24 protein-coding genes are annotated in these 26,468 nt (G+C 53.0%); 6 read left to right on the top strand and 18 right to left on the bottom strand.

The window, feature by feature from the left end:
• Window positions 1-12: 12 nt before the first annotated feature.
• The 5 genes from JWZ98_RS21640 to trpE form a co-directional block, all read right to left on the bottom strand.
• Window positions 13-1,257 carry a TIGR03862 family flavoprotein gene (locus tag JWZ98_RS21640; protein ID WP_275899147.1) on the bottom strand — a complete coding sequence of 415 codons (1,245 nt, stop codon included), beginning with the start codon at window positions 1,255-1,257 and terminating at the stop codon, window positions 13-15.
• A gap of 33 nt (window positions 1,258-1,290) precedes the next feature.
• On the bottom strand, window positions 1,291-1,671 hold the full coding sequence (locus JWZ98_RS21635; RefSeq protein ID WP_205451863.1) for a clan AA aspartic protease: 381 nt from the start codon (window positions 1,669-1,671) through the stop codon (window positions 1,291-1,293).
• Window positions 1,672-1,828: 157 nt separating this feature from the next.
• Complete coding sequence (locus JWZ98_RS21630) at window positions 1,829-2,545, bottom strand: hypothetical protein (protein WP_205451860.1); 717 nt, start codon at window positions 2,543-2,545, stop codon at window positions 1,829-1,831.
• Between the two features lie 134 nt (window positions 2,546-2,679).
• Complete coding sequence (locus JWZ98_RS21625) at window positions 2,680-3,270, bottom strand: aminodeoxychorismate/anthranilate synthase component II (protein WP_101053805.1); 591 nt, start codon at window positions 3,268-3,270, stop codon at window positions 2,680-2,682.
• Window positions 3,267-4,775 carry an anthranilate synthase component I gene (gene trpE, locus JWZ98_RS21620; RefSeq protein WP_205451857.1) on the bottom strand — a complete coding sequence of 503 codons (1,509 nt, stop codon included), beginning with the start codon at window positions 4,773-4,775 and terminating at the stop codon, window positions 3,267-3,269. Before trpE ends, JWZ98_RS21625 begins: the two co-directional genes overlap by 4 nt.
• Before the next feature lie 140 nt (window positions 4,776-4,915).
• On the opposite strand from trpE, the gene JWZ98_RS21615 reads away from it, so the two are divergent.
• Window positions 4,916-5,149, top strand: a complete 234-nt coding sequence (locus JWZ98_RS21615; RefSeq protein WP_133120707.1) for a hypothetical protein — start codon at window positions 4,916-4,918, stop codon at window positions 5,147-5,149.
• An 83-nt stretch (window positions 5,150-5,232) separates the two neighbouring features.
• On the opposite strand, the gene JWZ98_RS21610 is transcribed toward JWZ98_RS21615, so the two are convergent.
• From JWZ98_RS21610 to mmoX, 11 genes are all read right to left on the bottom strand, one after another.
• Window positions 5,233-5,763, bottom strand: a complete 531-nt coding sequence (locus JWZ98_RS21610) for a hypothetical protein (protein ID WP_033157504.1) — start codon at window positions 5,761-5,763, stop codon at window positions 5,233-5,235.
• Between the two features lie 5 nt (window positions 5,764-5,768).
• A complete protein-coding gene (locus JWZ98_RS21605; protein WP_205451854.1) occupies window positions 5,769-9,893 on the bottom strand; it encodes an RHS repeat-associated core domain-containing protein in 4,125 nt (1,374 codons plus the stop codon).
• A 524-nt stretch (window positions 9,894-10,417) separates the two neighbouring features.
• Window positions 10,418-12,205, bottom strand: a complete 1,788-nt coding sequence (locus JWZ98_RS21600) for a sigma 54-interacting transcriptional regulator (RefSeq protein ID WP_205451853.1) — start codon at window positions 12,203-12,205, stop codon at window positions 10,418-10,420.
• A 212-nt stretch (window positions 12,206-12,417) separates the two neighbouring features.
• A complete protein-coding gene (gene groEL / locus JWZ98_RS21595; RefSeq protein WP_205451852.1) occupies window positions 12,418-14,100 on the bottom strand; it encodes a chaperonin GroEL in 1,683 nt (560 codons plus the stop codon).
• Window positions 14,101-14,120: 20 nt separating this feature from the next.
• Window positions 14,121-14,414, bottom strand: coding sequence for a hypothetical protein (locus JWZ98_RS21590; RefSeq protein ID WP_205451850.1), 294 nt, complete (start codon window positions 14,412-14,414; stop codon window positions 14,121-14,123).
• A 114-nt stretch (window positions 14,415-14,528) separates the two neighbouring features.
• Window positions 14,529-15,566 (bottom strand): aromatic/alkene monooxygenase hydroxylase FAD-binding subunit MmoC, encoded by a 1,038-nt coding sequence (mmoC, locus tag JWZ98_RS21585; RefSeq protein ID WP_171696933.1) that lies wholly within the window; start codon window positions 15,564-15,566, stop codon window positions 14,529-14,531.
• 1 nt (window position 15,567) lies between these two features.
• A complete protein-coding gene (mmoD, locus tag JWZ98_RS21580; protein ID WP_051670140.1) occupies window positions 15,568-15,828 on the bottom strand; it encodes a soluble methane monooxygenase-binding protein MmoD in 261 nt (86 codons plus the stop codon).
• Between the two features lie 155 nt (window positions 15,829-15,983).
• Entirely contained in the window at window positions 15,984-16,481 is a 498-nt protein-coding gene (gene mmoZ / locus JWZ98_RS21575) for an aromatic/alkene monooxygenase hydroxylase subunit gamma (RefSeq protein ID WP_033157498.1), read from the bottom strand.
• Between the two features lie 9 nt (window positions 16,482-16,490).
• The gene (gene mmoB / locus JWZ98_RS21570) at window positions 16,491-16,916 is read right to left on the bottom strand and encodes a methane monooxygenase regulator MmoB (RefSeq protein ID WP_033157497.1); all 426 of its coding nucleotides are present in this window, start codon (window positions 16,914-16,916) and stop codon (window positions 16,491-16,493) included.
• A gap of 9 nt (window positions 16,917-16,925) precedes the next feature.
• Window positions 16,926-18,104, bottom strand: a complete 1,179-nt coding sequence (gene mmoY / locus JWZ98_RS21565; protein ID WP_205451847.1) for an aromatic/alkene monooxygenase hydroxylase subunit beta — start codon at window positions 18,102-18,104, stop codon at window positions 16,926-16,928.
• A 28-nt stretch (window positions 18,105-18,132) separates the two neighbouring features.
• Window positions 18,133-19,716 (bottom strand): aromatic/alkene monooxygenase hydroxylase subunit alpha, encoded by a 1,584-nt coding sequence (gene mmoX / locus JWZ98_RS21560; protein ID WP_205451845.1) that lies wholly within the window; start codon window positions 19,714-19,716, stop codon window positions 18,133-18,135.
• Between the two features lie 339 nt (window positions 19,717-20,055).
• Between mmoX and JWZ98_RS21555 the strand changes: the two genes are divergently transcribed.
• Both JWZ98_RS21555 and JWZ98_RS21550 read left to right on the top strand, forming a co-directional pair.
• Window positions 20,056-20,931 (top strand): fumarylacetoacetate hydrolase family protein, encoded by an 876-nt coding sequence (locus tag JWZ98_RS21555; RefSeq protein WP_205451843.1) that lies wholly within the window; start codon window positions 20,056-20,058, stop codon window positions 20,929-20,931.
• A gap of 73 nt (window positions 20,932-21,004) precedes the next feature.
• Entirely contained in the window at window positions 21,005-21,451 is a 447-nt protein-coding gene (locus JWZ98_RS21550) for a hypothetical protein (RefSeq protein ID WP_171696929.1), read from the top strand.
• Window positions 21,452-21,476: 25 nt separating this feature from the next.
• Here JWZ98_RS21550 and JWZ98_RS21545 read toward each other — a convergent pair whose 3' ends face one another.
• Window positions 21,477-23,363, bottom strand: coding sequence for a potassium transporter Kup (locus JWZ98_RS21545; protein WP_205451841.1), 1,887 nt, complete (start codon window positions 23,361-23,363; stop codon window positions 21,477-21,479).
• A 225-nt stretch (window positions 23,364-23,588) separates the two neighbouring features.
• Here JWZ98_RS21545 and JWZ98_RS21540 point away from each other — a divergent pair, with 225 nt between their 5' ends.
• From JWZ98_RS21540 to JWZ98_RS21530, 3 genes are read left to right on the top strand one after another with little or no spacing between them, the layout of a single operon-like run.
• A complete protein-coding gene (locus JWZ98_RS21540) occupies window positions 23,589-24,380 on the top strand; it encodes an energy transducer TonB (protein WP_225892962.1) in 792 nt (263 codons plus the stop codon).
• A 15-nt stretch (window positions 24,381-24,395) separates the two neighbouring features.
• Window positions 24,396-25,076: a MotA/TolQ/ExbB proton channel family protein gene (locus tag JWZ98_RS21535; protein ID WP_101053835.1), complete on the top strand. Its 681-nt coding sequence runs from the start codon at window positions 24,396-24,398 to the stop codon at window positions 25,074-25,076.
• 4 nt (window positions 25,077-25,080) lie between these two features.
• The gene (locus JWZ98_RS21530) at window positions 25,081-25,491 is read left to right on the top strand and encodes a biopolymer transporter ExbD (RefSeq protein WP_033157489.1); all 411 of its coding nucleotides are present in this window, start codon (window positions 25,081-25,083) and stop codon (window positions 25,489-25,491) included.
• A gap of 83 nt (window positions 25,492-25,574) precedes the next feature.
• Here the strand turns inward: JWZ98_RS21530 and rimK are convergent, their stop codons facing one another.
• Window positions 25,575-26,465, bottom strand: coding sequence for a 30S ribosomal protein S6--L-glutamate ligase (rimK, locus tag JWZ98_RS21525; RefSeq protein WP_205451834.1), 891 nt, complete (start codon window positions 26,463-26,465; stop codon window positions 25,575-25,577).
• Window positions 26,466-26,468 lie beyond the last annotated feature (3 nt).

Here is a 26,468-nt window from a genome sequence, read left to right as displayed (position 1 = left end):
GTGGGGAGTTCTTTAAAACTTTTGATGCCGGTTTAGCCAGTCACACACGCCCAGTCCGGCACTGCGGCCGGTAGCGAAGCAAGCCGAAAGCAAATATCCCCCGGTCGGCGCTTCCCAATCCAGCATTTCGCCGGAGACAAAAACGCCGGGTAGCGCGGTAAGCATCAGATTTTGATCAAGACTGTTAAAACTCACGCCGCCGGCGCTGCTGATCGCTTCGGCGATGGGCCGGGTGGCATTGACAGTGATGGGCAAGGCTTTGATCGTCTTCGCTAGAATGGCGGCATCGGCAAATTGCGCCTGACTGAGTACCTCACGCAGCAAGGCCGCCTTGACGCCGGAAATACCCAGCCGACTCTGTAAATGGCTGGATAAGGACCGGGAACCCCTGGGGCGGCTGATTTCGGCCAGCACCCGTTCCGCATCGCGTCCTGGCAGCAGGTCAACGGTGAAGGTGGCGCTGCCGTGAGCATGCAGATATTCGCGCAGCCGCCGCGAAAATGCGTAAATCAGGCTGCCTTCCACGCCGTGCGTGCTAATCACCATTTCGCCCAGCCTGCGTTCGGCGTAGCCCTGCGTGTCGGTAAATGTCAGCGCTACCGATTTGAGCGGCGCGCCGGCAAACTTCTCGCGCAGATGCTCGCTCCACGCTACTTCAAAGCCGCAATTTGCGCTTTGCAAGGGTGCAATTTCCACTCCGCGCGCCTGTAACCAAGTCACCCACGCGCCATCCGACCCTAGTTGCGGCCAGCTGGCACCGCCCAAGGCCAACACGGTTGCTTGCGGCTTGACCGAAATTTCGCCATCCGGATTGCTCAGGCGCAGCGCTCCATCATCATCCCAGCCCAGCCAGCGGTGGCGCATATGAAAGTGCACACCATTCGAACGCAAGCGATGCAACCAGGCGCGCAGCAAGGGCGCGGCCTTCATCTCCGTTGGAAACACGCGGCCGGATGTGCCGACAAAGGTTTCAATGCCCAAGCTTTGCACCCAGGCTCTCAGGGCCTCTGGAGAAAAGGCGTTCAGCATCGGTTCCAGTGCGGCACCCTGTGTGCCGTAGCGAGTCAAAAACGGCTCGAACGGTTCAGAATGGGTAATGTTTAATCCACCCTTACCGGCCATCAAAAACTTACGCCCGGCGGAGGGCATCGCGTCATACACAGCGACGCTCAAGCCGGTCTGGCTTAGCACTTCGGCGGCCATCAATCCGGCGGGGCCGGCGCCGATGATGGCGACACTATGTTTTGAATGGGTCACGGACCTAAAAAGTGGGAATAGATGCTGCGGTAGCTATTTAGCCAGTGCTACCGGATAGTTCGGATGTTGCGGATTGACCACCAATACCTGTTGACGCGGATCAACGATTAAATCCATTGCTTCCAGCGGAATCACGCCGAGCAACGGCTCATTGCCCAAAACCACCGCTTCAGTAACATAAGTCCGATTGGCGAATGCGATTTCAATCGGAGCTATTTTGGGTACTTTGCGCTGGTGACCATCGGCCAGGGTCACTACCTGTTGGCTGACTTCAGTAATATCGAAGCCTAGCTGCAAGGCGATTTCTTCGGTTACGCACATGAAAGTTGCGCCAGTATCGACCAGGGCGTTGATCTCGACTTGTTTGCGGTTGAAGAGGTTGGTTAGTTGCAACGTTGCGTAAGTTAGCCCCACTTTTAGTCTCCTTGCTGAGTTCTATCGCTCTCCAAAACTACGCAGCACTGATGAATAAATTTGAGTCAAGGAACCTTTGCGTTTTATGACTTCGGTTGCATGCGAAAATTGAAGTAATTTTTTACTGTATGGTTTCAGAATTTAAATAATTCAGAGTCTATTTTGGCAGAAGGGCGATAAAGCCCTGAGCCAGCTGAGGTAGTGACATGGCTACCGTAAGTATCGCTGCCATAGCATTTAGATTATCAAGAAGCCTTTGACCAAGCTCATGATTGGTCAGGAAGCTTGAGTATTCCGGATCCAATAGTGTATGCCCAACCATAGACTCGGCTTGCCTGAGAATAGGTGTTGCGCCAGAGATTTTGTAGTCACGAACGCTTTGTACCAGCACACCCAACTCCTGAGCTAAGTAATTTTTAAGTTGCTCAGAGATAGTGCTTTGGTCTATTAAATCAATTAATGCTTTCAGGCCATCAAGAATGTTAGAAATATCTTCGTCCCTAGCAAACTTCGCCGATACCTTGGAATGAATAAGGTCGGAAATTAGTCCAACTTGAGGTATACAGTATGGATTTATATGTTCAATAAAGGTTGTCCATTGCCCTCCGAGTTGCTGATTAATGAAAGCTGATTCAATAGGGTCATGCCACAAACCAGCGTTGCTTAATTGGTGGGGAAAATGAGTTTGAACTAAAAGGATGGTCCTTTTAGGCAATTCCATGGCCTTACCTAGTTTAGCAAAGAGGTCTGCAGTATCTCCGGGCTGAGCTCCAAGTATCTCTTCCCAAGCCAATCTACACTGCTTATTTCGCGGCACCATCATTCCGAACTCTAAGATGGCTTTAAGTCGTGCTGCTGGGTTATCGTAGAGCATTTAGTTTTAGTACCAAAAATTTGTAACTTTGTTTAGCATGAAACATCGTACTGTTGTAATAAATCGAGATAGTGGCGGCCGTAAATTACCTTGATTTAATGTTGAGGACCTAGGTTACGAATTAGCTGTCCTACTCATCGCGCCAAAAAATTCCGCAACATGTCATGCCCATGCTCGGTCAGGATCGACTCCGGGTGGAATTGCACGCCTTCAATATCTAGCGTTTTATGGCGTACGCCCATGATTTCGTCGATGTTGCCGGCCTCGTCCTGGGTCCAGGCGGTCACTTCCAGGCAATCGGGCATAGTCGATTGCTCGATCACCAGCGAATGGTAGCGGGTGGCGGTGAACGGGTTGCTCAAGCCTTTGAACACGCCCAAGTCTTTGTGATACACCGGCGATACTTTGCCGTGCATGATTTGCTTGGCGTGGATGATGTTGCCGCCGAAGGCGTAGCCGATACTTTGGTGGCCCAAACAGACGCCCAGAATCGGATATTTGCCGGCGTAGCGGTGGATGGTTTCCACGGAAATGCCGGCTTCTTTGGGTGTGCAGGGGCCGGGGGAAATGACGATTTTGTCCGGGCGCAGGCCCTCAATGTCTTCCACCGTCACTTCGTCGTTGCGTACCACCACCACGTCGGCACCCAGTTCGCCGAAATATTGCACCAGGTTGTAGGTGAACGAATCGTAATTGTCGACCATCACCAATCTGACGCCGCTCATGTTTGTGCTCCTTTAGATTGAGCCGCGCTGCTCAGGAGGCCGGCTTCGGCCATGCTGACGGCGCGAAACACCGCGCGGCCTTTGTTCATTGTTTCATCCCATTCGTTGCGCGGCACGGAATCGTAAACGATGCCGGCGCCGGCTTGAATGTGTAAGGTTTGATCTTTAATCACCGCCGTGCGAATGGCGATGGCCGTATCCAGATTGCCGGACCAGGAGATGTAGCCCACCGCGCCGGAATAAATACCGCGCTTGACCGGCTCCAGCTCGTCAATGATTTCCATGGCCCGGATCTTCGGCGCGCCGCTGACGGTGCCGGCCGGGAAGGTAGCTGCCAATACGTCGAAGGCATTCTTGCCGTCCTGCAATTCGCCGGTGACGTTGGAAACGATGTGCATGACGTGCGAGTAGCGCTCGACGATCATCTTGTCGGTGAGTTTGACGCTACCAATTTTCGCTACCCGGCCGGTATCGTTGCGGCCCAGGTCGATTAGCATCAAATGCTCGGCAATTTCTTTCGGATCGGCCAGCAGTTCCTTTTCCAGTTCCAGATCCTGCTCGTGGGTTTCACCGCGACGGCGGGTGCCGGCAATCGGCCTGACAGTAACTTCGTTGTCTTCCAGGCGCACCAGAATTTCCGGCGACGAGCCCACTACATATAGATCGTCCAGGTTCATGAAAAACATATACGGCGACGGATTCAAGCACCGCAAAGCCCGATACAAATCCAGCGGCGCGGCTTCAAACGGAATCGACATACGTTGCGACAACACCACCTGCATGCAGTCGCCGTCGGTGATGTATTGTTTGGCTTTTAACACCGCGTCTTCGTAGCCTTGTTGGGTAAAACCGGAGACAAAATCGTGTTCGTGCACGTGCTTAACGGCCGGATGCGCTTGCGGATTGGCTTGCAATTCACGCAGCTTCACCACCAGTTCGTCGAGTCTGGCCTTGGCGTTTTCGTAAGCTTGGGCTTGTGCCGGATCGGCATGGGTCAGCAACAGCATTTTGCCGGACAGGTTGTCGAATATCAGCAAATCTTGCGACACCATCAACAAAATATCTGGCGCGCCGATAGGGTCCGGCTTGCCGCTGGGCTTTAAACGCGGCTCTATGTAACCTATCGTTTCATAACCGAAATAACCGACCAGGCCGCCGTTGAAGCGCGGCAATCCCGGCACGTCCGGTACCTTATAGTTTTGCCGAAATTCTTCTATCCATTCCAGCGGTTGAGCGTGCTCGAAAGTCTGGTTGTCGTGGCCGTCTTTTTCGACCGTGATGCGGTGGCCGCTGATTTTGATACGGGTTTTGCAAGGCAAGCCGATGATCGAATACCGTCCCCACTGCTCGCCGCCGTGTACGGACTCAAACAAATAGGAATAAGGGCCGTCGGCCAGCTTTAAGTAAGCACTGAGCGGCGTGTCCAGATCGGCCAGCACTTCGCGGCAGATCGGGATGCGGTTGTAGCCTTGTTGGGCGTATGCGGTAAATTCGGCGGGTGTCATTATTATTCTCTTGAAGCAACCGGTTGTGCGACTCGCGATTGTAACGCACAACGCGCCCAGCAGCGACCCGCGCGGCTGAAAACTGAGCCTACTGCGAAATTGTAAACTGCTTGGACGTCCAAAATTAAACTGGCTGCACGTTGACAGCCTTATATTTTGCACCTCTATCTATCGGGCTGATAAAAATGGAGTTGTTACAGCGTGACATTGAGGCGCTGGAGCAGGAAAGGCATCAGCGTTTGGGACAAGACGCGGCAGCAGCTGATCAAGGGCCTTCGGCAGCTGATAGCCCTGTCGGCAAGGTTAAAACATTGGCGGTGAATAAAGAGTTTGGCGAATCCATGCGCATTTCGGGTATTGCACTTCGGTTTTGAATCTGCAGTTTGTGCCGAGCCATGCAAGGCGCAACGGTCGCGAACGATGCGCCTGTCGGCAGCATCCTATAGATCAGCGCACGTTATTGCGCCTTACGGACTATTTCGTTTCCAGCCTTTGACAAAGCCGCACCTGAAGAATCTGACCAATTTTTAGCGGCTTCCCCAATATAGGACATCCCATATTTAATCAAACTTCGTTTAGTTGTAGCTAAAATTTTATTAGCCCATTTTCTAAATTGTTCAGGTTTTTCAATCAATTCGCCGTTTTCACCATAATACTTTTCATTGAAATAAATTCGTCCTCGGCGAAGAACATCCCCATTAAAAAAACATCCATCAAATTCAATTACAGGTGATCGCAATTCATCGACTGTCCAATAACCTTGAGCAGCCACATATTTCATGTGAACATACTCAAAGTCGTCAAGTCGAAGAATATAAAAACTAAGCCATTGTCGCCCATCTTCAACGAAATTGAGGCTATCTAGTTTTTCAGGTACTGATGTATTAGATCGATTACGGATTACGACCAAAGGCTCAATATTTTGCAGCTTATCTTCAAGCAAAACTATGTCATTTGGCATTAAAAAATAATTAACTTGTTTGCCCATGGTCTTTATTTGTTATAGGGAATAAATGATGGTCTGGTTCCCGTTGCCGCTTCAATATCATCTAAAGCAGTAATTTCACGCGACACAGGGTTCCCCCTTACAGTTTCTTTACCTACCTGATACATTTCCGTCACATTGTTTTCAGCATCCCTAGCAACGAGATCGACATAGCGATAGCTTTTATCCCCATCTGGAGTTTCAACTTTATATTCTTGTTGTGCTTTAAGGCCGCGTGATTCTATATCATTAGCTTTTTCTGCAACCTTTGATTGGTGTGCAAGACCACCTTTCTTGCCAAAGGGGTTGGGACAGGCTTTAACTGCAGCCTCAACAACGGCCTTAGCCCCATTAACACATGCAGATGGGTGTGTTATGCATTCAAGTGCGGCTAATACTATTCTTGGATTCTCACCGGTTGGGTCAACCAGATTCAGCGGGTTATTTAAAACATAGGTGTAGGTATTAATGCCCCCCGCCAACCCAATCGGATCGGATTGCAGGTAGCGCCCGAGGTTAGGATCGTAGAAACGGGCGATATTGTAATGCAGACCGGTTTCTTCATCGTAGTATTGACCGGGGAAACGCAGGTTCTGGGTGATGAAGGCCGTGGTCGGCGTGGCCTTGCCGAACGGATCGAAATCTGCCGCCCAACTGATGTTGCCCGTGCGGTCCGTGGTCTTTTGGGGCGTGCCCAACCGGTCGTTGTGGTAATAATGGATAGGCCAGGGTGTCTGGTTTGGATCCGAGTCCACGTCATAGTTGATCCGCGCCAGTGGCTCGCCTTCCAGGTAAACGTAGCTGTGCGAGAAGGCCGTCCTTCCCCACTTGGTTTCATCCAGCAGCGTTCCGCTCAGCACGTCATAATCAAACGCGACGTTACCGCTGTTCGTCAGTTTCATGCTGCGATAGCCGAAGGCGTCGTACTTATTAGCCTGAACCGAGACTAGGCTTCCGCCCACCTCATCCTTGATGGCCGTCACCAAATGGTCGGTGGCCTGGTAAAAATGCCGGCTGCCTTTCTGGCTCGCGTCGCCGTTCGCGTCGTACTGGTAGCTGGCCTGCTGCGCGCCCGTGAGCGCCAGTAGTTTCTGGCTGCCGAGGTCGTAGGTATACGAGGTCTGTGCGCCATTCCGCTCGCTGCTCAGACGGTTGCCTACATCGTCATAGCTAAACGCATGGGTGTTCACGCCGGTGGCGCTGGACAGCCGGTCCAGCGGGTCGTAACCGAAATTTCGATGACGCCCCGAGGGGCTTAATTCGTCGGCCACACTGTCGAGGTTACCGTTCAAGTCATAGCCATAGGTGGCGGCCATGACGCCCGGCACGGTGCGCCCGGTTTCCCGGTAGTCTAAGTCGTAGCGACGGCTGATCTGTTTGCCATTGCCGTAGGTGAGCGATTTGACCGGGCCGAACGGCAGATGGGTGATGTGAGTTGCTAGCGGTGTTGTTATGTCGTAGACCCAGCTAACGGTACCATCATCCCAGTCGTGCAGCGATACCGACTCGATTTGGCCGGCCGCATCAAAGCCATAAAGAACTTCACGGTATCCCGAATGCGATATTTTTTCTACCTTGCCATCGGCGTCGTAGGCATAGTAAATAAAGTTATCGTAGGTATGCGGTAAACCCTTGGCGGTGATGGAAGTCAACCGTCCTGCCCGGTCGTACTTGAGAGTCCGGTTACCGCTGTAGCCCGAACGCAAGGCGCGCGACAGCTTGCCCAGGTTGCCGTTTTCGTCGTAATAAAACTGCGCGCCGCCATCGCCACTTTTAATCCGATTCAGCGCATCGTAGGTATATGTTACCGACACATTGGCCGCATCCGTTTTACCGATCCGGTTACCGGCACTGTCGTAGCCGTATTGAGTAATCCCGGTATTGGGACTGTCCAGTTGCATCAGGTCGCCGAGGCCGTTGTAGCTGTAGACGGTGTCGTGGTTGTTGGCATCGGTGACTTGGGTGAGGCGGTCTTGACTGTCGTAGCGATAGTCGGTCAAGCCGGCGAGAGCATCGGTGCTGCGGATCAGCCGGTCCAGGCTGTCGTATTGGTGCTGGGTGGCATGGCCGTTAGCGTCCGTGACCTGGGTCAGGTTGCCGTTGGCGTCGTATTCGTAGCGTGTGGTCTGGTTGTAGGCGCCGATGTCTTGGGCCAGGCGATTTAGGGCATCGTAGACGCGGCGCTGGGTTTTGACGACGTTGCCCTGAGCGTCTTTGATGTCTTCTTGTACGCGGTTGCCCATAGCGTCCAGCGTGTAATGAATCTTGCCACCCAGGGCGTCGGTGATGTCGGTCAGACGGTGAGCGGCGTCGTAGGTAAACGTATGGGTGACACCGACTGCCGAGGTAGTTTGAGTCAGGTTGCCAGCTTTGTCGTAGGTGTAGGCGGTGGTGTTGCCGTCGACGGTTTTTTGGGTCAGGCGGCCGCGAGCGTCGTAAGCAAAGCCGATCACCAAGCCGTTAGGATCGGTCAGGCTCAGCAGGCGGCCGTTGGCATCATAGGCGGTAAAGGTGGTGGTGTGGTTCAGGGCATTGGTGATTTTCCACAGGTCGCCGGGTTTGTGGTTGGCAGTATTGTCGGCGTAGTAGCTATAGGTGGTGATGTCGTTAACATCGGTACGCGGGCCATTTGCGCTTAGCACTTGGCCGAGGATGTTGTAGGTGTAGGCCCATGTGCGGCTTTGCTGGGTCGCGGTATCGGTGACGGTTTTACTCAGCAGGTTGCCGCCCGCGTCGTAATTGAAGGCGGTGCGCCGGCCGGCCTCGTCGATTTGGGTGGGCAGGTGGTAGTTGGCGTGCCACAGGGTACTAAGTTTGCGTTCGATGCTGTTCGGCGCCGGCGTGTAAGCACTGAGGTTGGCCGGGCAACTCGAACTGGGCGCCAGGCCTTCCACCCGGACGGTTTCCAGGTTGCGGCTCAGGTCGTAGGCATAACAGCTGAGGTTGCCGTTGAAGTCGGTGCGGCTGGCAAGGTTGCCGTTGGCGTCGTAACTTTGGGTGTGGGTTGCCGCAACACTACCGGCTCCGGCGGGCTGGCTAATAGCGGTTAGTTTCTGAACGTTTAAGATAGTCTGAAACGTGTAATGCCGGCTGGCATTGAAGCTATCGACGACATCGGTGCTATTGTCATTGTTATAGCTCAGCGCTACTTGTTCAACGTCGCCGGCATGTTTGGATAAATTGGCGCGGCCTTGGCTGTCGTAAGCCCAAGTCGCATAACGGTCGCCGTTCTCGTCGGTGATGCCGGTCAGGGCATGCGGGAGGGAGGTGTTTTCGTAATGGTAAAGTTTGAAGCTGCCATCCTGATAGATCACTTTGCTGAGATTGCCGGCGCTATCGTATTGATATTGGCTACTCAGGCCGTCTGGGTAGGTGACGCTGCCGATTCGGTTGGCGCTGTCGTAAGCCAGTTGCAGGCTGTGGCCGAAGGGACCGGTGACCGTAGCCAAGCGTTGGCTGCCGTCATAGCTGTATGTAGTGGCGCGACCATTGGCTTCGGTGCGAGACACAATGCGACCGGCGGTATTGTAGCGTTCCACCGCACCCAGTTGATTGGTTAGGGTGTAGCCGCTAGCGTCTTGCGTCAGTCTTAACTGACTATCGGCATCGCCTTGCCAAAGGCCGTTGCTCAAAACAAACCATTCGGCGCGGCCATCCGCCTGATGGATAAAAATCTTGCCGGTTAGAATTTCCAGGCTGGGCGCTAGTTGGTGGCTCCAGCCGTAGCCTAGTGGACTATTTACGTTGAAAGCACCGCTGTTGTAATGGCGGGTGAAACCCAGGTCAATGACATCGCTATCAAAATCGGTTTCGGCTTGGTATTTGTTGCCGGTTGCTGGGTTACAAGGGTTGCCAACGCAGATTTGGGGTTTGCCTATGGTTTTGGGTGGGACGCTATAAGCGGTGTAGCATTGGTTGGTGGCAGGGTCTAGGGTTTGGCCGGTAGGGCAAGTAACAATGCATTGTGTACCCGATGCATCAAGAGTTTGATTTGCAATAGTACAGTTTGGTTTAAAACCATAAGCGCAAAATGTATGCGGTATGGAATATGCGGGATAGGCATAGTGCCAATATAGCCAAGCAGCGACTCGCCCGGTTGCACAAGACGGGCCAGAAGACCAGCCGCCGTACAACTTACATTCAGAAATATTCCAACCAATATTATTTCCAGTTGCTATGCAGGCATTATGGGCGCTAGATTCATCAACATATTCAGCCGGATATGCAAACGCGGTTGATGAGACTATTTGAATGATCAAGAAAAACAATTGTTTTGGGACAATCCGCACAAAAGCTCCTAATGCAATATTACTTTGCTTTTTCTAATAAAATGTTTAAAAAGTAGAACTCACCAACACCCCTTCTACGTTTTGTCAACTTAGCTTAGTCGCAAAAACTAATTTCAAGAGTGAGGTTACCCACTAACGGGTATTTTTGTGACTGAATCTACGCCAGGTCTATTATTATCAGCGCTTCAGCCAGCCCAACAAACAGAGAAAAAATCATGGGTAACAGCTCTGAAAACTAACCAAAAAACATATTAGCCAATTAACTAACGGCTAAAACGGGTCAAGCAACGGGGAATCAATGCGGTAGCTGAAAGGCAAAAATACGACCGAAAACTGTCACTTACGCGCCTCTCGAATCAGTGTGCTTCTTACCCGGCCTTAGAATGTTCCCGCCAGTCGATTTTATCCAGCCCGAAGCGCTCGATTTTCCGGTACAGCGTGGTGCGAGTTATGCCTAAGTTTTTCGCCGCCAAGGAAATATTGCCCGCGCATTCCCGCAGGCTGGCTTTAATGCCGTGTAACTCCCAGTCTTCCAGGGTCATGGTACGGCCCGCAGCCGCCGATATTGGATAAGTTAGCGTGTTGTCCGAAGCGTTATTGCCGTTCCCCGGCAGCACCTTACCCAGTTCTTCGACAAAATCCAGCGGCAAATCCTCGCGGGTAATCAGTGTGTCGCCAGCGGTGTATAGCGTTGCTCTGATGACGTTGATCAACTGGCGAATATTGCCCGGCCACGGGTGTTGCTCGATCAAGGCAATGACGCTGGGGCAAATACTGATTGCCTGCGGATTGGGCAGATTAGCCAGTTCGCGCTGCAAGATGTGGTGAATGATGCCCAGCTTGTCGTCGCGCTCGCGCAAGGGCGGCAAATGAATTTGCGCGCCGTTCAAACGGTAATACAAATCGCGGCGGAAGCGGCCGGCTTCGACGGCTTCCAACAAGGGTACGTTGGTGGCGGCGACTATTTGCACATCCACCTTGATCGGTTTGCTACCACCGACTGGCGTAAATTCCGAGGTTTCCAGCACTCGCAGCAAAGTCGATTGCAAATCCAGGCTCATATCGCCGATTTCGTCCAGAAACAGAATACCTTTGTCGGCTAACAGAAACTTCCCCGGCTTGCCGGCACTCCGAGCGCCGGTAAAACTGCCCGCTTCGTAACCGAACAGTTCGCTTTCGATTAAGTCATGCGGAATCGATGCGCAGTTGATCGCGATCAAAGGCTGATTTTTCCGCGGTCCGGCGTGTTTCAGGAGATTGACGAAATGATCCTTGCCCACGCCCGATTCGCCGGTAATCAGCATGGGAATCTTATGGTGTTGCAGCTTCACCGCCTTCTCTACCAAGGCGGTTAATTGTTCCGACATTGCCGATTCGTATTGGCTGGGCGGCCTTTTGGCGGGTTTGAAGGGGATTTTTTCCAATACCCGCGCTTGCGCAACCGGACTCCGGGTTAAGGGCAGATTGGTATTTAGGAGTACGCACAACAAATGCAAGAATGCGAACAAGGAGTTCATGCTTTCCTGTCTATCGCTGATCAAGCCGATCACGGCTTGGACGTTATCGTCCTCATCCAACAAGGGGTAACCGACCGTGGTGAATGGGTGTAACAGGCTGACAAAATGCTCCATGCCCTGAAAAGCAATCGGTTTTTTCAGTTGCGCGGCGGTGCCGATGCCGTTATTGCCCAACACCGCTTCGCTCCAGCGGCTGTGCTTTTCGTACAAACTCAGCATGAAAGGGCTGGCAAACGGATTTTCGCCCAAGACTTGTAACAGGTGTCCGTCGGCATCGGTCAATACCAGCATGACGCCGGCTTCTTTCAAAAACACGTCGAACTGATGCCCCAAATGCCGCAGCATTTCGGCAATATCGTGAGCGGCACGGTTGATGCGCGGCTCTGGATCGGTGGTGAAACGCCAATGATCCCAGCGCGCGTAATTGCCCAATGGCAATTGGTATTCTTCCAGACAGCGGCGCCAGGATTCCGAGACTTCCGGGCGTACCCAGTCCGTGTGATCGGGCACGCAACGGCTCTGTGCCATCCAGCGCCAGGCCTGTATCGGGCGGTCAACTTCAAACGCTAGTGAGGTTTTGAACTCGCAGGCTTCTTTGATGATTTTAACGTTGTGGGGCAAGTGCAAGGCAATATCCATTTTTCCTCTTGTATTTTGGTGCGCCAATTTAGTATCGGCACAAAACAAAAATATAAAAAACAGAGGTTTAGCTGCTTTTTACGGCGATGTTGTCCAAAATAACAAAATCAAAAAAAGAGGCAATGCGACATAACGTCACATTGCCTTACTCCATTGCAGAATAATGGATAGCTCTAGCTTTCGGAGAGAGGAGGTTGAGGTAGGAATAACAATTACATACGGGGATCTTCACGGGTGGCGGCAGCCCATTCCGGCGAATAGCCGGCCATGATGGACAAGTCCGGCACGTTCATGATGACCGTCTCGCTACTGATCAAAGTAGCCACCACGCTCACTGCATTGCGCAAGGCGGTACGCAGCACTTTGACCGGATCGATAATCCCAATGTCCAGAAAATGCCCGTAGTTCAAATACTGCATATCCACGGCAAATGCCGGGTCAGCCTGGGTAGCTAAGCGCATCAGCACGTCTTCGTTGTTCAGGCCGCCATTGTTCAATAATTGCCGGAGCGGCGCGCCCAGTGCCTGCTTGACGATGGCGATGCCTTGCTGCTGCTCGGCATTTTCGGCAATCACTTCGTCCAGCACCGTGGTGCAACGCCACAAACCCACGCCGCCGCCGGGTAACACGCCTTCTTGCAGCGCAGCCTTGGCGGACAAATAGGCATTTTCGATGCGCACCAGCCGCTCCTTGATTTCCACGTCGGAGATACCGCCGACCTGGAAGCTGCCGGTTTTGCCGGACAGGATAGCGATGCGCTCTTCCAGCTCTTCGGCTTCGTGTAAATTGCCGGTGGCGGAACCTTCGCCGGGTTTACGGGCGCGAACCAGTGCCAACTCGCGCCTTAAGGCCTCTATGCGTGCGTTCACGGGTTCGCGCGCACCCGTGGCGCCGACGATCGTCGTATTGCCTTCCGAGATGACCACGCGCTGCGCCTGACCCAATTGCGCCAGCGTAACGTCTTCCAGCCGCATGGCCTGCTCCTGCAAAATAGCGCTGCCGCCGGTCAACAAGGCCAAATCGCTCAGCCTGTTGATGCGTTTGTCACCAAAGCCGGGCGGCTTGACCGCTACCATTTTGAAAATGCCGCGCACATGATTCAGCAACAAGCCCGTTAACGCTTTCTCGGCGACCGCTTCGGCGATGACCAAAAGTGGGCGGCCTTCCGCCGCGACGTCTTCCAGCAGGGGTACCAGATCCATGAAGTCGCTGATTTCCCGGTCGTACAACAGAATGTAGGGCTGCTCCAAAACCGCTTCGGCGCGGGTTTTATCGGTGATGAAATAGGGCGACAAAAAGCCTTGTTCGTAATGGATACCTTCCACAATCTCCAGTTGGTCTTCGCGGCCATTACCCAGTTGAAAGGTCAAGGTGCCGGTTTCGCCAAGCTCGGCCAGGGCCTGTTTCAGGAGCTTGCCGACACCGGCTTCGCCTTTACTGGCGACCCGCGTAATCTTTTCGACCCAGTCTGCCGCGCTGTCGGTGACAGCGGTTTTTTGCAAATGCTGCTCCACCAAGATCAGCGCCAACTCCATGCCTTTTTGCAATTGCAGGGGATGAAAACCGGCCGCGACGCTTTTCAGCGCTTCCTCCGCCAGGCTTTGCGCCAGCACAATCGCCGTGGTGGTACCGTCGCCCACTTCGCGAGACACCGCGCCGGCGACGTCCCGCAACATGCGGGCACCCAAATCGGCAATCCGGTCTTCCATGATGATGGCATTGGCAACAGTAACGCCATCTCGGGTAAAGACGGGCATGATGCCGTCGGTTCGGTGTTGAATCATCACGGCAGGGCCGGCGCTACCCAGCGTAACGCTCGCCGCGCGTGCTACCGCATTGATGCCTTGCAGCAGACGTTGGCGAGCTTCCGGGTTGTAAATAACGTGTTTACTCATTTCTAGGGTGTTCCCATCGGTTAGAGGTGCGAATTTAATTTCATCAAGGTTTGCCCTACCTGGGCGCGGGTTTGACGAGCACGTTGCGCATTGGCCCAAGTACGAATCAGGATTTTGTCCCAGTAATCCAGGCTGCGTTTAAAGTCCTGCTCTTCTTCATCCGTGAATTCCTGATTCCAGAATGCCTTTAATTCCTGAACTCTGGCATCGCCCAATTTTTCAAAAATCTCCTGCTCATCTATCACCAGTTTTCTGATCGTTTCGTCTAGTTGCACCGCCATACCAACCAGAAACTCTACATCGTCGGCTTTCATAGTCGCCTCAGCGTGGTTGCGCGATTTTTCGATAGGAAAAAAGGCTGATTTGGATCGGCAAACAGGGTGGCTGCGCAGGGAAACGGCAGCGCAGCACCCTGTTTGCCCGTGGCGTTAAGGCGAACCGCTAGGCAGGAATTTTTCAAGGTAGATACGTTCCTTAGGGATGCCCATTTCGGCGCACACCGCAAAGGTGGCGTCGACCATGCCCGGCGGCCCGCACAGATATAAATCCGGCTTGGCGCCGGTATCCTGCAAATCGCGGCGCAGGATGTCGACCACACTGCCTTTTTCGCAATGCCAGTCGTCCGAACATTTCCAGACGCAGTTTCTCAGCTCCAGCGTCGGCATTTGTGCGGCCAGTTGATTCAGTTCATCCAGATGGAAAATTTCGGCTTCGGTGTTTACCCCAAAATAGATGATGCACTTTTGCGGTTCTTCCCATTCGTGCATCCGCCGCACCATCGATAATATCGGCGCCAGTCCGGTGCCGCCGGCCACAAAATAGCGCGGGGTAAAACCGTTTTCCTTCAAACCGAAAACGCCGGACGGGCCTTTGACGTTTAATTTCTGACCCAACTTGGCGTCGTTTTTTAAATATTCTGAAAATTTGCCGCCATCGACGATGCGAATCAAAAACTCCAGATCGCCGGTTTTATTGGACGTGTTGGCGGGGGAGTATGAACGGGTGATGGTGGTGCCGGGAATTTCCAAATCAAAAAACTGCCCGGAGTCGAACTTGATGGTTTGATCGTCGCCCGTGCGCCGCAGCAGCAGTTTCACCACGTTGATGGAAATTGGCGTTAGCTCAATGACTTCCGCTACAAACGTCAAACCTTCCGGTGAGAATGAAATCCGGTCGTAGGTATAAGGTACTTCGACTTCCAAATCGCTCACGGGGTAGCAACGGCATAACAACACTTCGCCGGCCTCTTCTTCTTCGTAGGGCAAAGCCTGCGAACTGCATTTGCCCAAAACGTAATCGCCTTCCGCGCAAAATCCTTTGCAAGTCGCGCAACCGCCTTCCCGGCAAGAAGACATCAAATATATATCCTGCCGCACCGCTGCCGTGATGACATCCTCGTCTTCGTAACAATCAAAGCAAACGGATTCCCCGTCTTGCGTAATGATTTTAATTTGATGGGCGCTCATGTCATTCTCCCAGGCATTGGTTTTTGGCCGACACGCTGAAAAAAGCCAATACGTGCTCAACCGCACGCCGCGATGCGTCCAGGGTTAGCGAGCAACCTTCCTGCACCAATTTTTGGTCGCGGTAGATGGTCCAGCGCCACATGAACTCGAGATCTTCGCAGAAAGCAGCGTAAGGCGCGGTGTCGTATAGCGTGGTGAGTTTGTCGGCTTCACTGGGAAAAGCGGGCGCAACCGCCGACTTAAAATTTGAGAAAAAATCCATAATACTGATTCTATGAAATGGTTCGTTGAGATCGAAGCGCACACAAACGCCCTCTCGCTCACGGCGATGTAAGCGACGAGTAGGTTTTGTCCGCTATCGGTTTGTTGGCTATAAAGGATGCGCCACGCGCAAGTGCGGCGCATCCTGCCGAACGATTACTGCAAGGTGACCACTTTCACGCCGCGTTTCTGACGCAATGCCTCTAACGGCAAGGCGTAGTAGTCGGTGTTGCGCAGTTCCATCAACTTGGTCCCCAACTGGCGGTCGGTGTCCAGAAACACATTGACCGGCATCACAGGCGGTTTGCAGGCCAGTCTGAAGTTGATGTGAATGCGCTCTGCTTCGTACATGTCCGTGCATGCCTCCATTTTGGCAATCACTTCATTCGCCACTTGCTGGGCATTGGCGCCGCAGGTGCAGTTGTTGAGCAGTTGAGTGTCATTGAATTCCTTATGTTTCAACAGCGCCAGCTTCTCTTCTATTTTCAACTCAATCCACAGACCATCCAATTCCAGTGACCAATCGGTTTTGAACGGACTCATGTGCTTGGCGCGGAAGTCGGTAATGAAGGCGTGCGCCTTTGCCAGGGTATCCAACGTGGCAATTTTGGCCATCCAGGCATTACGGGTGGGGTTGTCATGAATATTTGCCATGGTGTTCTCCTACGCCGCAGCCAAGTCTTTCAGTTTGACGTCAAGACCCATTAACTCGGAAGTGATGGTGAAGGTCTCGCCCAGGGTATAAGCACGGCCGATGGTGGACGACACATCCACCAACAGGTCGTAAACACTGTAGTGCTTGCCCAGTAATTCCGAAACTTCGACGCAGTCGATCTCGATTTTGCCGGTCGCTTTCAGCCACCAGAAACCGGCGCGGTCTTCCACCACCAGCGTGGGGTTGTCCGCCTTGTGCGAACCTTGCAGAATTTCTTCCACCACGGTGTTGAGTTCATCGGATTTTTTCAGAACCAGCACCACTTCGTGGCTTTCGTGCACGACCTGGTTATCTTCGGCAAAGTATTCATCGGCAAAGGCTTTGCCGGTTTTTTGCATAATGCCTGCGTTGTAAGCATTTGAACTTTTCGACATGAGTTTTCCTTATTTGAGTCCGCTTAACACGGTTTTGACGAGGGCATTGGTATCGACTTTAAAGTTGATCGGATCGGCAAAATCGCGTTTCCAATCGGCAAACACCCTAACCAGCGCCGCTTCGATGGCGGCTTTGTCGCTGACGCCTTTGATTTCCGGAATGGTGGCGTAAATCGCCATGAAATCCTTCAGTGCATCGACGGTTCTGGGCAGCCACTTATTGGCCCAAGCCCGCATCAACCGGTTGTTGTAATCGCCGAATTCCACGTCGGCCCCCAGACAGGTATGGAACATGTCGGTGGTGATGCCTTTGGTTTGCGAGAAATACAACTGCATTTGATTGATAAAGAACGGGGTCAAGTTATCGCCGTAATAAGACGACAACCGCATAAAGAACTCTCTGCGTACAAATTGCCCGAAGATGGGGTCGCAAATCATATGGCCGGAGAACAAGATTTCGTTCCAGTCATAAGTAGCTTGCCAAATGTCTTGCACCAACTCTCTAGCGCCTTTGAAAATAGTGCCTTTTGTCCATTCCTGTTTAGGAATGTCGGTGGACTCGGGGAAACCCGGCACCAATTTAGACAAAAAGGTACGTTCCGCTTGAATCATTTGCGCGTTGTCGACCTTGTCCAGACCGATCATCGCGCTGCTCATCCGCAAGGTGTCGCCCAGGCAATCGCGCACCACCGAGGAATGCGCATTGAACAAGCCGTATTCGTAAAAGCCGAAAGCGCCGAGATAATCGCCCAAAACCTCATCGCGCCAGACCGGATCGATCGACCTTACGTGGCCGTCGGCGGAATAGGCTTTAAGGAAACGGTCGGTATAACGCCATTCTTCGGCTTTATCCTTGACATACAGCGCATGCCAACGAAAGGCCGGGTCGCGGTGCGCCAGCCAATCCGAGCTGCGCATTTCGGTGGACTCGTTACTCCAGGATGGGCGGCCGCCGTGGAATTTTTGGGTCCAATCGCCCCAGTCCAAACCGCCGGGAATCCAGTCCGGTGTGGGCTGGCTATAGCAACACAACACTTCATATTCATTGATCCGCTTACCGCGCGGCTTCATGAAGTAATTCATTTTGCGCTGGGTTTCCAGAGGCTTGTCCGGCACTGCGGCCATGATCACTGCGGCGATTTCCGGGTCGGTCAGGCCGCGTCTGCCGCCATTTACTTCTATAGACATAAGCTATTTCCTTAAAGAATTGAAACGATTACAGGGCTTTCAACGGATCGGAAAACACGCAATTAATCTTTTTGATGTCATCCAGCGTCCACAGCTTGCCGTCTTTATTGGTGTGTGGCTGGCTGATCAGGGTTTTACCGTCGCTGCGTAGACCAAAACCTTCGGCAATCACTTCCGACAATTCGCGGCCTTCGTATTGTTCGAAGATGTTTTGGCACTCATAACGCTCAGGCTCGGACAGCCACATTCTTTCGCCCCATTGGTCGCTGAAGGAATGTTTTTTGCCGTTGTATTCCAGTACCCGCAAGGTGCTTTCGCCTTTGCAGTAACTAGGGCAGAAAGGCACTTGCGAAACCCGGTCGATATAGATCGGATGGTTGTTTTCGATGAACCATTGGATGGGCAGGAAGCCGCTGCTTGGATCTTCGCAACCGCGCGCGCGCCATTCGTCGTAGACTTTACCGTACATGTCGTACCAGCCTGGGTAGTTGGCTTCGTACCACTCAGCCTCTTCCTGTGTTGGCAGGCTCAAACGGAAGAAGCCGGTGGGCCACAAGGCATAAGCGATCAGGAACAAGTCGTGATGCGCCCAGTAAGCGTCTTTTTTGGCATCGCGCAAGCTGCGTGGCGATTCGACGCCGTATTTGCCCAAACGGCCGATCCAGATACCGCCCCAATCTTCGTACACCCAGCGGTTCCAGGTTTTCACCCATGGCTCGACTTTGAAATGACTGCCGTACTCGAACATCATGCCCAATACCGGTGTGAAGTATTTTTGTTGGGTCCAGAAGGCGTTGTTCAAATCGGTATTCAGATATTTCGAAGCGGCTTCGTCGTTGGCGATGGATACCACGGTTTGATAACCGTTAGCCATGTGGCGCAGCTCGTCGGTTTCGATGGACAAGAACACAGTCGGCGTCATCTCGTCGCCGTTGGCGGACGCCCATTCGGTTACGGCCACGATCAATGGATTGGTAAAGCAGGCTTCGCCGACCAATTGCAGATTGATGGAGCATTCCACCGCGTCGCCGGAAATAAAGCCGTCCGAGAATACCCGTTTCATGCCTTTCCACAGCGGACCAATCGCTCGAGTGCGGCGGGCATCGTTATGGCCGGCCGCATCCTGGCCTTGTTTGGCAAAGTAATAGTTGATGTAAGCACATTGGTTGGTGTGGCGAATTTCGTCCAGCACTTGGCCCAAGTAACCGTTTTTTTGCTCGGGTGCGGTCGCGGAATCCCACAGCATGCCGGTGGCGGCAATGGCGTTGTATTCGCCCACTTCCAGGAAGTTGGAGATGATCTTCATCGATTCATTCCATTTCGGATGCACGCGGTTAGCCGCATCCACCCGCGTCAACACGTCTTGCAAGCTGCCGAATTGACGCTCGTCCTTCACCGATTCCATGCGGGCATATTCTTTCGCGATCAGCTTGAATTGCTCCTTGGTATCGTTGGCCATTTTGTATTTGGTCGAATACTTGGTGCGATTTTTATCAAAATCCCAGGTAAAGCTCTGCATCCAGCGGTGAACTTCCTGTGCACCCACACTGACGGGCGCCGGATTGGCGGCCAACGCATCGGTTGCGGCTTTTGTGGCGGTACTTATAGCCATATTGAATCCTCGTTGTGGTGTTATAAGAATGGCGAGGCTGTCGTCATTCAGCTAAGCGGTGACTTTCCGTTGCCTTAAAGCGCTGATTGGTCTGGACTGACGCCAGCCTCGGTGGTCAGAGTGCAACACGTGTGCCAGTATTGCGTTATTTGATTAAGCCTTTTATTAACAATGCCTTAGATGGTATTGTCTATAGCTCTGGGCCGGCGCTTTTTAAAGAATGAGCGTCCAATAACTGGACAGTGCTTAGAAATAAGACGTCCAGTTCGCGGGTTTTGCTGGGCGACACCGGCACTGCGATACAATGCGGATTTTGTTTGGATGAAGAGTTGATTCGGTATGAAACTACTGAGCTATAAATACAATGGTCAAGTACATATAGGCGCACTGGTTGGCGCGCAAATCGTCCCGGCCGGCGCGGATTTGCCCGGCAATATGCTCGATTTTCTGGCGGCTGGAGAGTCGGCGAAACTAGCGCTGCAAAAGCAGATTGCTGCCGACGGCGAACGCATCGCTCTCAGCGACGTGCGTTTGTTGGCGCCGATTCCGCGTCCCGGCAAGCTGTTGGGCGTTGGTTTGAATTACGCCGATCACATCGGTGAAACCGGAATGGAAAAACCGGAATATCCAACCTTTTTTACCAAGCAAAGTACCTGCGTCATCGCCGATGGCGAGGCGATTCATCTGCCGCCGGTGTCGGACAAGGTTGATTACGAGGGCGAGTTGGCGTTTGTGATTGGCAAGCGCTGCAAACAGGTGCCTGTCGAGCAAGCGCATGAAGTCATCGCCGGCTACACCATTTGCAACGATGTGACGGTGCGCGATTGGCAGCAACGCACGCCTACCTGGACCTTGGGCAAATCCTTCGATACTCATGGTCCACTGGGGCCATGGCTGGTGACGGCCGACGAAATCGCCGATCCGCATAATCTCAGTTTAAAAACCTGGGTGGGCGACGAGTTGCGGCAAAATGGTAATACCGGCGACATGATTTTTAATTGTTACGAGTTGATTGCTTATCTGACGCAAGTGATGACGTTGGAGCCGGGCGATGTGATCAGTACCGGTACACCGGCCGGGGTGGGAGTAAAAATGAAACCGCGCGGTTATCTGAAGCCGGGGCAAACTGTGCGTATCGAGATAGAAGGCATCGGCGCGCTAAGCAATCCGGTGATTGCCGAGCCGGAACATTTTTTGGTCGGCGCCTCAGGTTAAGCATCGATTAAGTCTGCCTCGGATATGCTAAGCCTAACTTTACATTAGAGGGCCAACCAGCCAAGAGGCAGTCATGAAAACCATACAAGTCAGCATTCTTACCATCGCCGTATTAACCCTATCGGGTTGCGCGACCGGCTATTATCAGCGTGACTATGGTTATGGCAGTGCTTACTCGTCGCCCGGCTATTACCAAAGCTACGGGCGTAGTTATGCCAGCCCGAGCACCAGTATTACTTACGGCCGCTATTATGTGCAGCCGAGTTATCGCCCGGAGCATCATCACGGCGATCATCATGACTGGCATCAACCAATGCCGCATTTCGATCATCGTGTTGGCGGTTGGCAGGGGCGGGACTTGGGGCGTCGGGACTTTGATCGTGAACGGCATGCCGAACAAAGATCCCTCCAACAACAATCGATGCCGGAGCGGCAGGAACGCGGTTTCGGGCGCAGGGACAGTGACGGCGACCATCAGCGCGGCGGCTGGGGCGGCCGTTTCGGCAGACGCGGAGACTAAGCGCGCCTAGGCGGTCATTGGATTTCTACAATTCGATGCGGATTCCCAGCTCGATCACACGTTCGACGGGGATTTTGAAATACTCTATCGCGCTACTGGAATTATGCGTTAAGAAACTGAACAAGGAGCGCCGCCATTTCGGCATCGGGCTTTTGCGGCGGAACGACAGTTTCTCGCTACCGATAAAAAACGAGACGGATTTTTGATCGATATCCAAGCCTTCGTGGCAGCAAAGTTGCAGGGCGCGGCGCACGTCCTGTTCCTCCTGAAATCCGAAATACAATTTCACCCGATAAAAGCCACCGCTATCGCCGAACATGCGGATTTTTACCCTATGCGCTTCATCCACGTAAGGTTCCTCGCGGGTCACGATGGTCAGCACGATGAGTTTTTCGTGCATCACGTGGTTGTGCTCCAGGTTATGCAGTAAAACCTGCGGCACACCGTGTACGCTGCGGGCCATATAGATTGCCGTGCCGGGTACCGTAACCAGGGGCCGGTCTTTCAAACGTTCGTCCAAGTCCTCGAACAATACCCGTTTTTCGTCCAGGTACCGGGCTAACAATTCCTTGCCTTTGATCCAGGTGGTCATAATCAAGAAAAATACCGTACCCACCACCAGCGGCAACCAGCCGCCGTGCGGGATTTTCAGGCTGTTGGAAGACAGAAACAGCAGGTCGATAATCAGAAAGGTCGACAGAAAAGCAATGCTGGTGGCCTTGTTCCATTGCCATAGGGCCTGGATGACGATAAAGGCCAGGATGGTATCGACAATCATCGTGCCGGTTACGGCAATGCCGTATGCCGATGCCAATGCGGACGACGATCTGAAACTCAAAACTAAAATAAACACCGAGACCATTAGCAGCCAGTTGACGGCAGGCAAATAGACTTGGCCCATTTCGTCGCCGGAGGTGTGGCGAACATTCATCCTTGGACAGTAACCGAGTTGTATGGCTTGCCGGGTTACAGAAAACGCCCCGGAAATGACGGCTTGCGAGGCAATCACGGTGGACAGTGTCGCCAGGATCAGTAGCGGATACAGGGCCCAATGCGGTGCCATTAGATAAAACGGATTTTCAACGGCCTTGGGATTGCCGATCAACAATGCGCCTTGGCCAAAGTAATTAAGCAGCAAGGCCGGAAATACGAAATAGAACCAGGCGCGCCGAATTGGTTTTAAGCCGAAATGTCCCATATCGGCATATAGGGCTTCGGCGCCGGTTATCGCCAACACCACCGCGCCCATGATTAAAAAGCCTTTCCAGCCCAATTCAATTAATAAACTGACCGCGTAATAGGGGTTGACCGCCATCAATACATCCGGATGCTGGACAATACTGATGCCCCCCAAAAGACCCAGCGTGGCAAACCAGAAACACATGATGGGCGCAAACATTCTGCCGACTTTGCCGGTGCCTTTGGTCTGGATAAAAAACAGCACGCTGAGCACGATGATGGTGATTGGCAAAACGTAATGTTCCAGACGCGGCGCCACGATTTGCAAACCTTCCACGGCGCTGAGTACCGAAATGGCCGGGGTAATCATGCTGTCGCCATAAAACAACGATGCACCAAGCAGGCCGATGGTGACGATGAACGCTTTGCGTTCCGGATTATCTTTGGACCCCTGCAAGGCCAGCGCCATCAAGGCCATGATGCCGCCTTCGCCCTTGTTGTCGGCGCGCATGATAAAAATTGCGTATTTGGTGGTGACCACCAAGGTGATAGCCCAAAAAATCAAGGACAGCACCCCGAGCACATGGGTGGCATCGGTCGGCAAGCCGCCGTGAAAAACCTCTTTTACCGCATACAAAGGACTGGTGCCGATGTCCCCAAACACCACGCCTATCGCGCTTAAAGCCAGTGTGTTGACTTGACCCTGGGGATGATCGGATTGTTTTACGGACATATGGAATCAATCGGAAATACAAGACGGGAGTGGAAATTATGCCACAGATTGTAATTTAGCCCGAAACCGTCATCAGCCAGTGGGGATTTTGACGGCTGAAACGTCTTAGTAAGGAATGGTTAGATAGTGTTGTTTCCTGTAAGGATGGCTGTCGCGCTAAGACGTATTAATTTACAATGCCCGGCTAAATTCGAATCGCGCTTAATTTTGTATTCAACAGTTTATATGTATTTATTTAAAAACCACGAGGATGCTTTGCAAAATAAAGAGTTAGCGTCGTTCGGCGGTTATCTGCCGGCAGTGGCAAGCGGTTCCGGCTCATTTTGGCGGACGCTATTGGGAGAGGAACGGCCCGCCAGCATGCTGAGGCTGTTAACGCTATTAGTCGCGTTGCTGCATGTTTGGGGTTTGCAGCAATTGCTGAAACCCGAGGAAAAAGTCACGCCGGCGCAACCTTTGATGATGGAAGTATCGATGATTGCGATGTCAGCACCTAAGCCCGCCGCCGCCCCGCCGCCTCCCGCCCCGCCGCCGCCCAAAAAAGAGCCGCCGCCGAAAAAGCCGCAGCCCAAGCCGGTTCCCAAAAAAGCGCCGCCTATCGTGCAAAAGGCGCCTGAGTATGCGCCGGTTGAGCCGGTTTCCGAGCCGCCGCCGACACCGGTAAGCAATACAGCGAGCAGTGCGCCGGTAACGACTACGACGACCAACACGACCGCAACCAACGCCGAGCAGTTTACCGAAGCCAATTTTCGGGCAAACTACGCCCACAACCCCAAGCCGGAATATCCGATGATTGCGAAAAGCCGCGGATGGCAGGGCAAGGTGATGTTACGGGTGCAAGTCTCGCCGGAGGGTTTAAGCGATTCGGTGGCGGTCGAGCACAGCAGCGGCCACGAGATGCTAGACGAATCGGCGGTGGAAGCCGTGAAAAAATGGAAATTCATTCCGGCCAAACGCGGCGAGACGCCGGTGGCCAGTTCGGTGATTGTGCCAATAATTTTTACTTTGCGTGAATAAAAATCGGAGAGATTAATGCCCTACCATATAGCCCCGGAAGCGGTTATCGACGCTACCCTTTACACATTGCTAGTGTTTTCGTTGATAACGTGGACGTTGATTTTTTTCAAAATCTGGCAGTTTGCCAAGAACAATTACTATAACAAACAGTACAACAATGCTTTTTGGGACGCTACGGATTTAAAGGCCGCAGAGCAACTGCCTCCAGAAACTGCACGCGGCCCCAAAGCCCGGGTTGCAGCCTGCGGCTTTGCCTGGTTGGCGGAAATGACTCATCCGGAAACCTGCACCAGCCTTAAGTTTCGTGGCTCTCCACAAGACTTGCTGGAACAAACCTTACGTAAACAGACTCAGGACGAACAACGCCGAATGGAAAGTGGCTTGACCATGCTGGCCAGTATCGGTAGCACCGCGCCGTTCGTCGGCCTGTTCGGTACCGTGCTTGGCATCATGCACGCCATGCACGACATCAGCGCCAGCGGTTCGGCCAGTTTGGACGTAGTGGCCGGGCCAATCGGCGATGCATTAATTGCTACGGCTATCGGTATCGCCGTAGCCGTACCAGCAGTGTTGGCCTATAATTTCTTCCAGCGTCGCGCCAAGCACCATCGGGCTTCGCTGGAAAATTTCGTCGAGGGTTTTCTGCATATCGCCTTCGGCGACTCAAACATCAATACCAGTAAAAACAAGGATTAATTACATGGGATTTAAAACAAACTCAGACGACGATGGGCCGGTTAGCGAGATTAATGTTACGCCGCTGGTAGATGTGATGTTGGTGTTGGTGATTATCTTGTTGGTCACCGCACCGTTGTTGACCCAATCGGTCAACGTGGCTTTGCCGAAAACGGCCTCCACGACGCCGGATTTGGAAAAGCAGCCTATGCAACTGGGTATCGACGCGCAAGGTGCCGTAACCCTGAATAAAAACGCCGTGGCCGATTTAGCGGCGTTGGATACCACGCTGAGGAACGAATTGGCCGGCAACCCCGAGCTAATCATTCACATTTATGCCGATCAAGGCGTGAATTACGGCAAAGTGGCGGAAGTGATGGCGACAGTACAGCATGCCGGGATTTCCAAGTTGGCATTCGTGACATTGGAAAAATAATCCATATCGGCTGGGTTTCTCGGCCCACCCGCGATCCCCCACCAACGCTTTAAAGATTCTATTGACTAAATCCGGGTTACCGATTACCCGGATTTATTTTTCCCGGCATTCTTTTCAATATATTCAATCATCAAGCCGGCAATATCCTTGTCGCTGGTTTTTTCTATGCCTTCCAAACCAGGCGAGGAATTGACTTCCATCACCAGCGGTCCGCGTTTGGAACGCAGCAAATCGACGCCGCAGACATTGAGACCCATGATTTTCGCGGCGCGCACTGCCGCCGAGCGCTCCTGCGGGGTCAATCGGACCAGCGTGGCCGTGCCGCCACGATGCAGATTGGAGCGAAACTCGCCTTCACGGCCCTGGCGTTTCATTGCCGCCACTACCTTGTCGCCGATAACAAAGCAGCGAATATCACTACCCGCGGCTTCCTGAATGAACTCCTGCACCATGATGTTGGCGTTTAGACCCATGAACGCCTGAATCACACTATGCGCGGCGTTATGGGTTTCGGCCAGCACGACGCCTATGCCTTGCGAACCTTCCACCAGTTTGATTACCAGCGGCGCGCCGCCGACTTCGGCGATTAGATCTTCGATATTGTCCGGATTATGGGCAAACGCGGTAATGGGCAAATCGATACCCTTGCGAGCCAGCAACTGGCTGGACGCCAGTTTGTCGCGGGAGCGGCTGATCGATGCGGAATTGTTGAGAACGAAGGTGTTCATCACCTCGAATTGCCTAAGCACCGCCGTGCCGTAAAAGGTGATAGACGCACCGATGCGGGGAATGACCGCGTCGTAACCCACCAGATTTTCACCCATGTAATGAATGGACGGCTTCATGGAGGTGATGTTCATATAACAGTGAGTCGGGTCCAATACCCTGGCCTCATGACCGCGAGTGGCGGCGGCTTCCAGCAGCCGGACGCTGGAATACAGCGTCGCGTCGCGCGACAGGATTGCTATTTTCATAGG

The sequence above is a fragment of the Methylomonas sp. EFPC1 genome, from assembly GCF_016925515.1.
GTDB lineage: Bacteria > Pseudomonadota > Gammaproteobacteria > Methylococcales > Methylomonadaceae > Methylomonas > Methylomonas defluvii.
The sequence above is the reverse complement of the archived record's forward strand: the minus strand, read 5'-3'. Positions and strand labels throughout refer to the sequence as shown.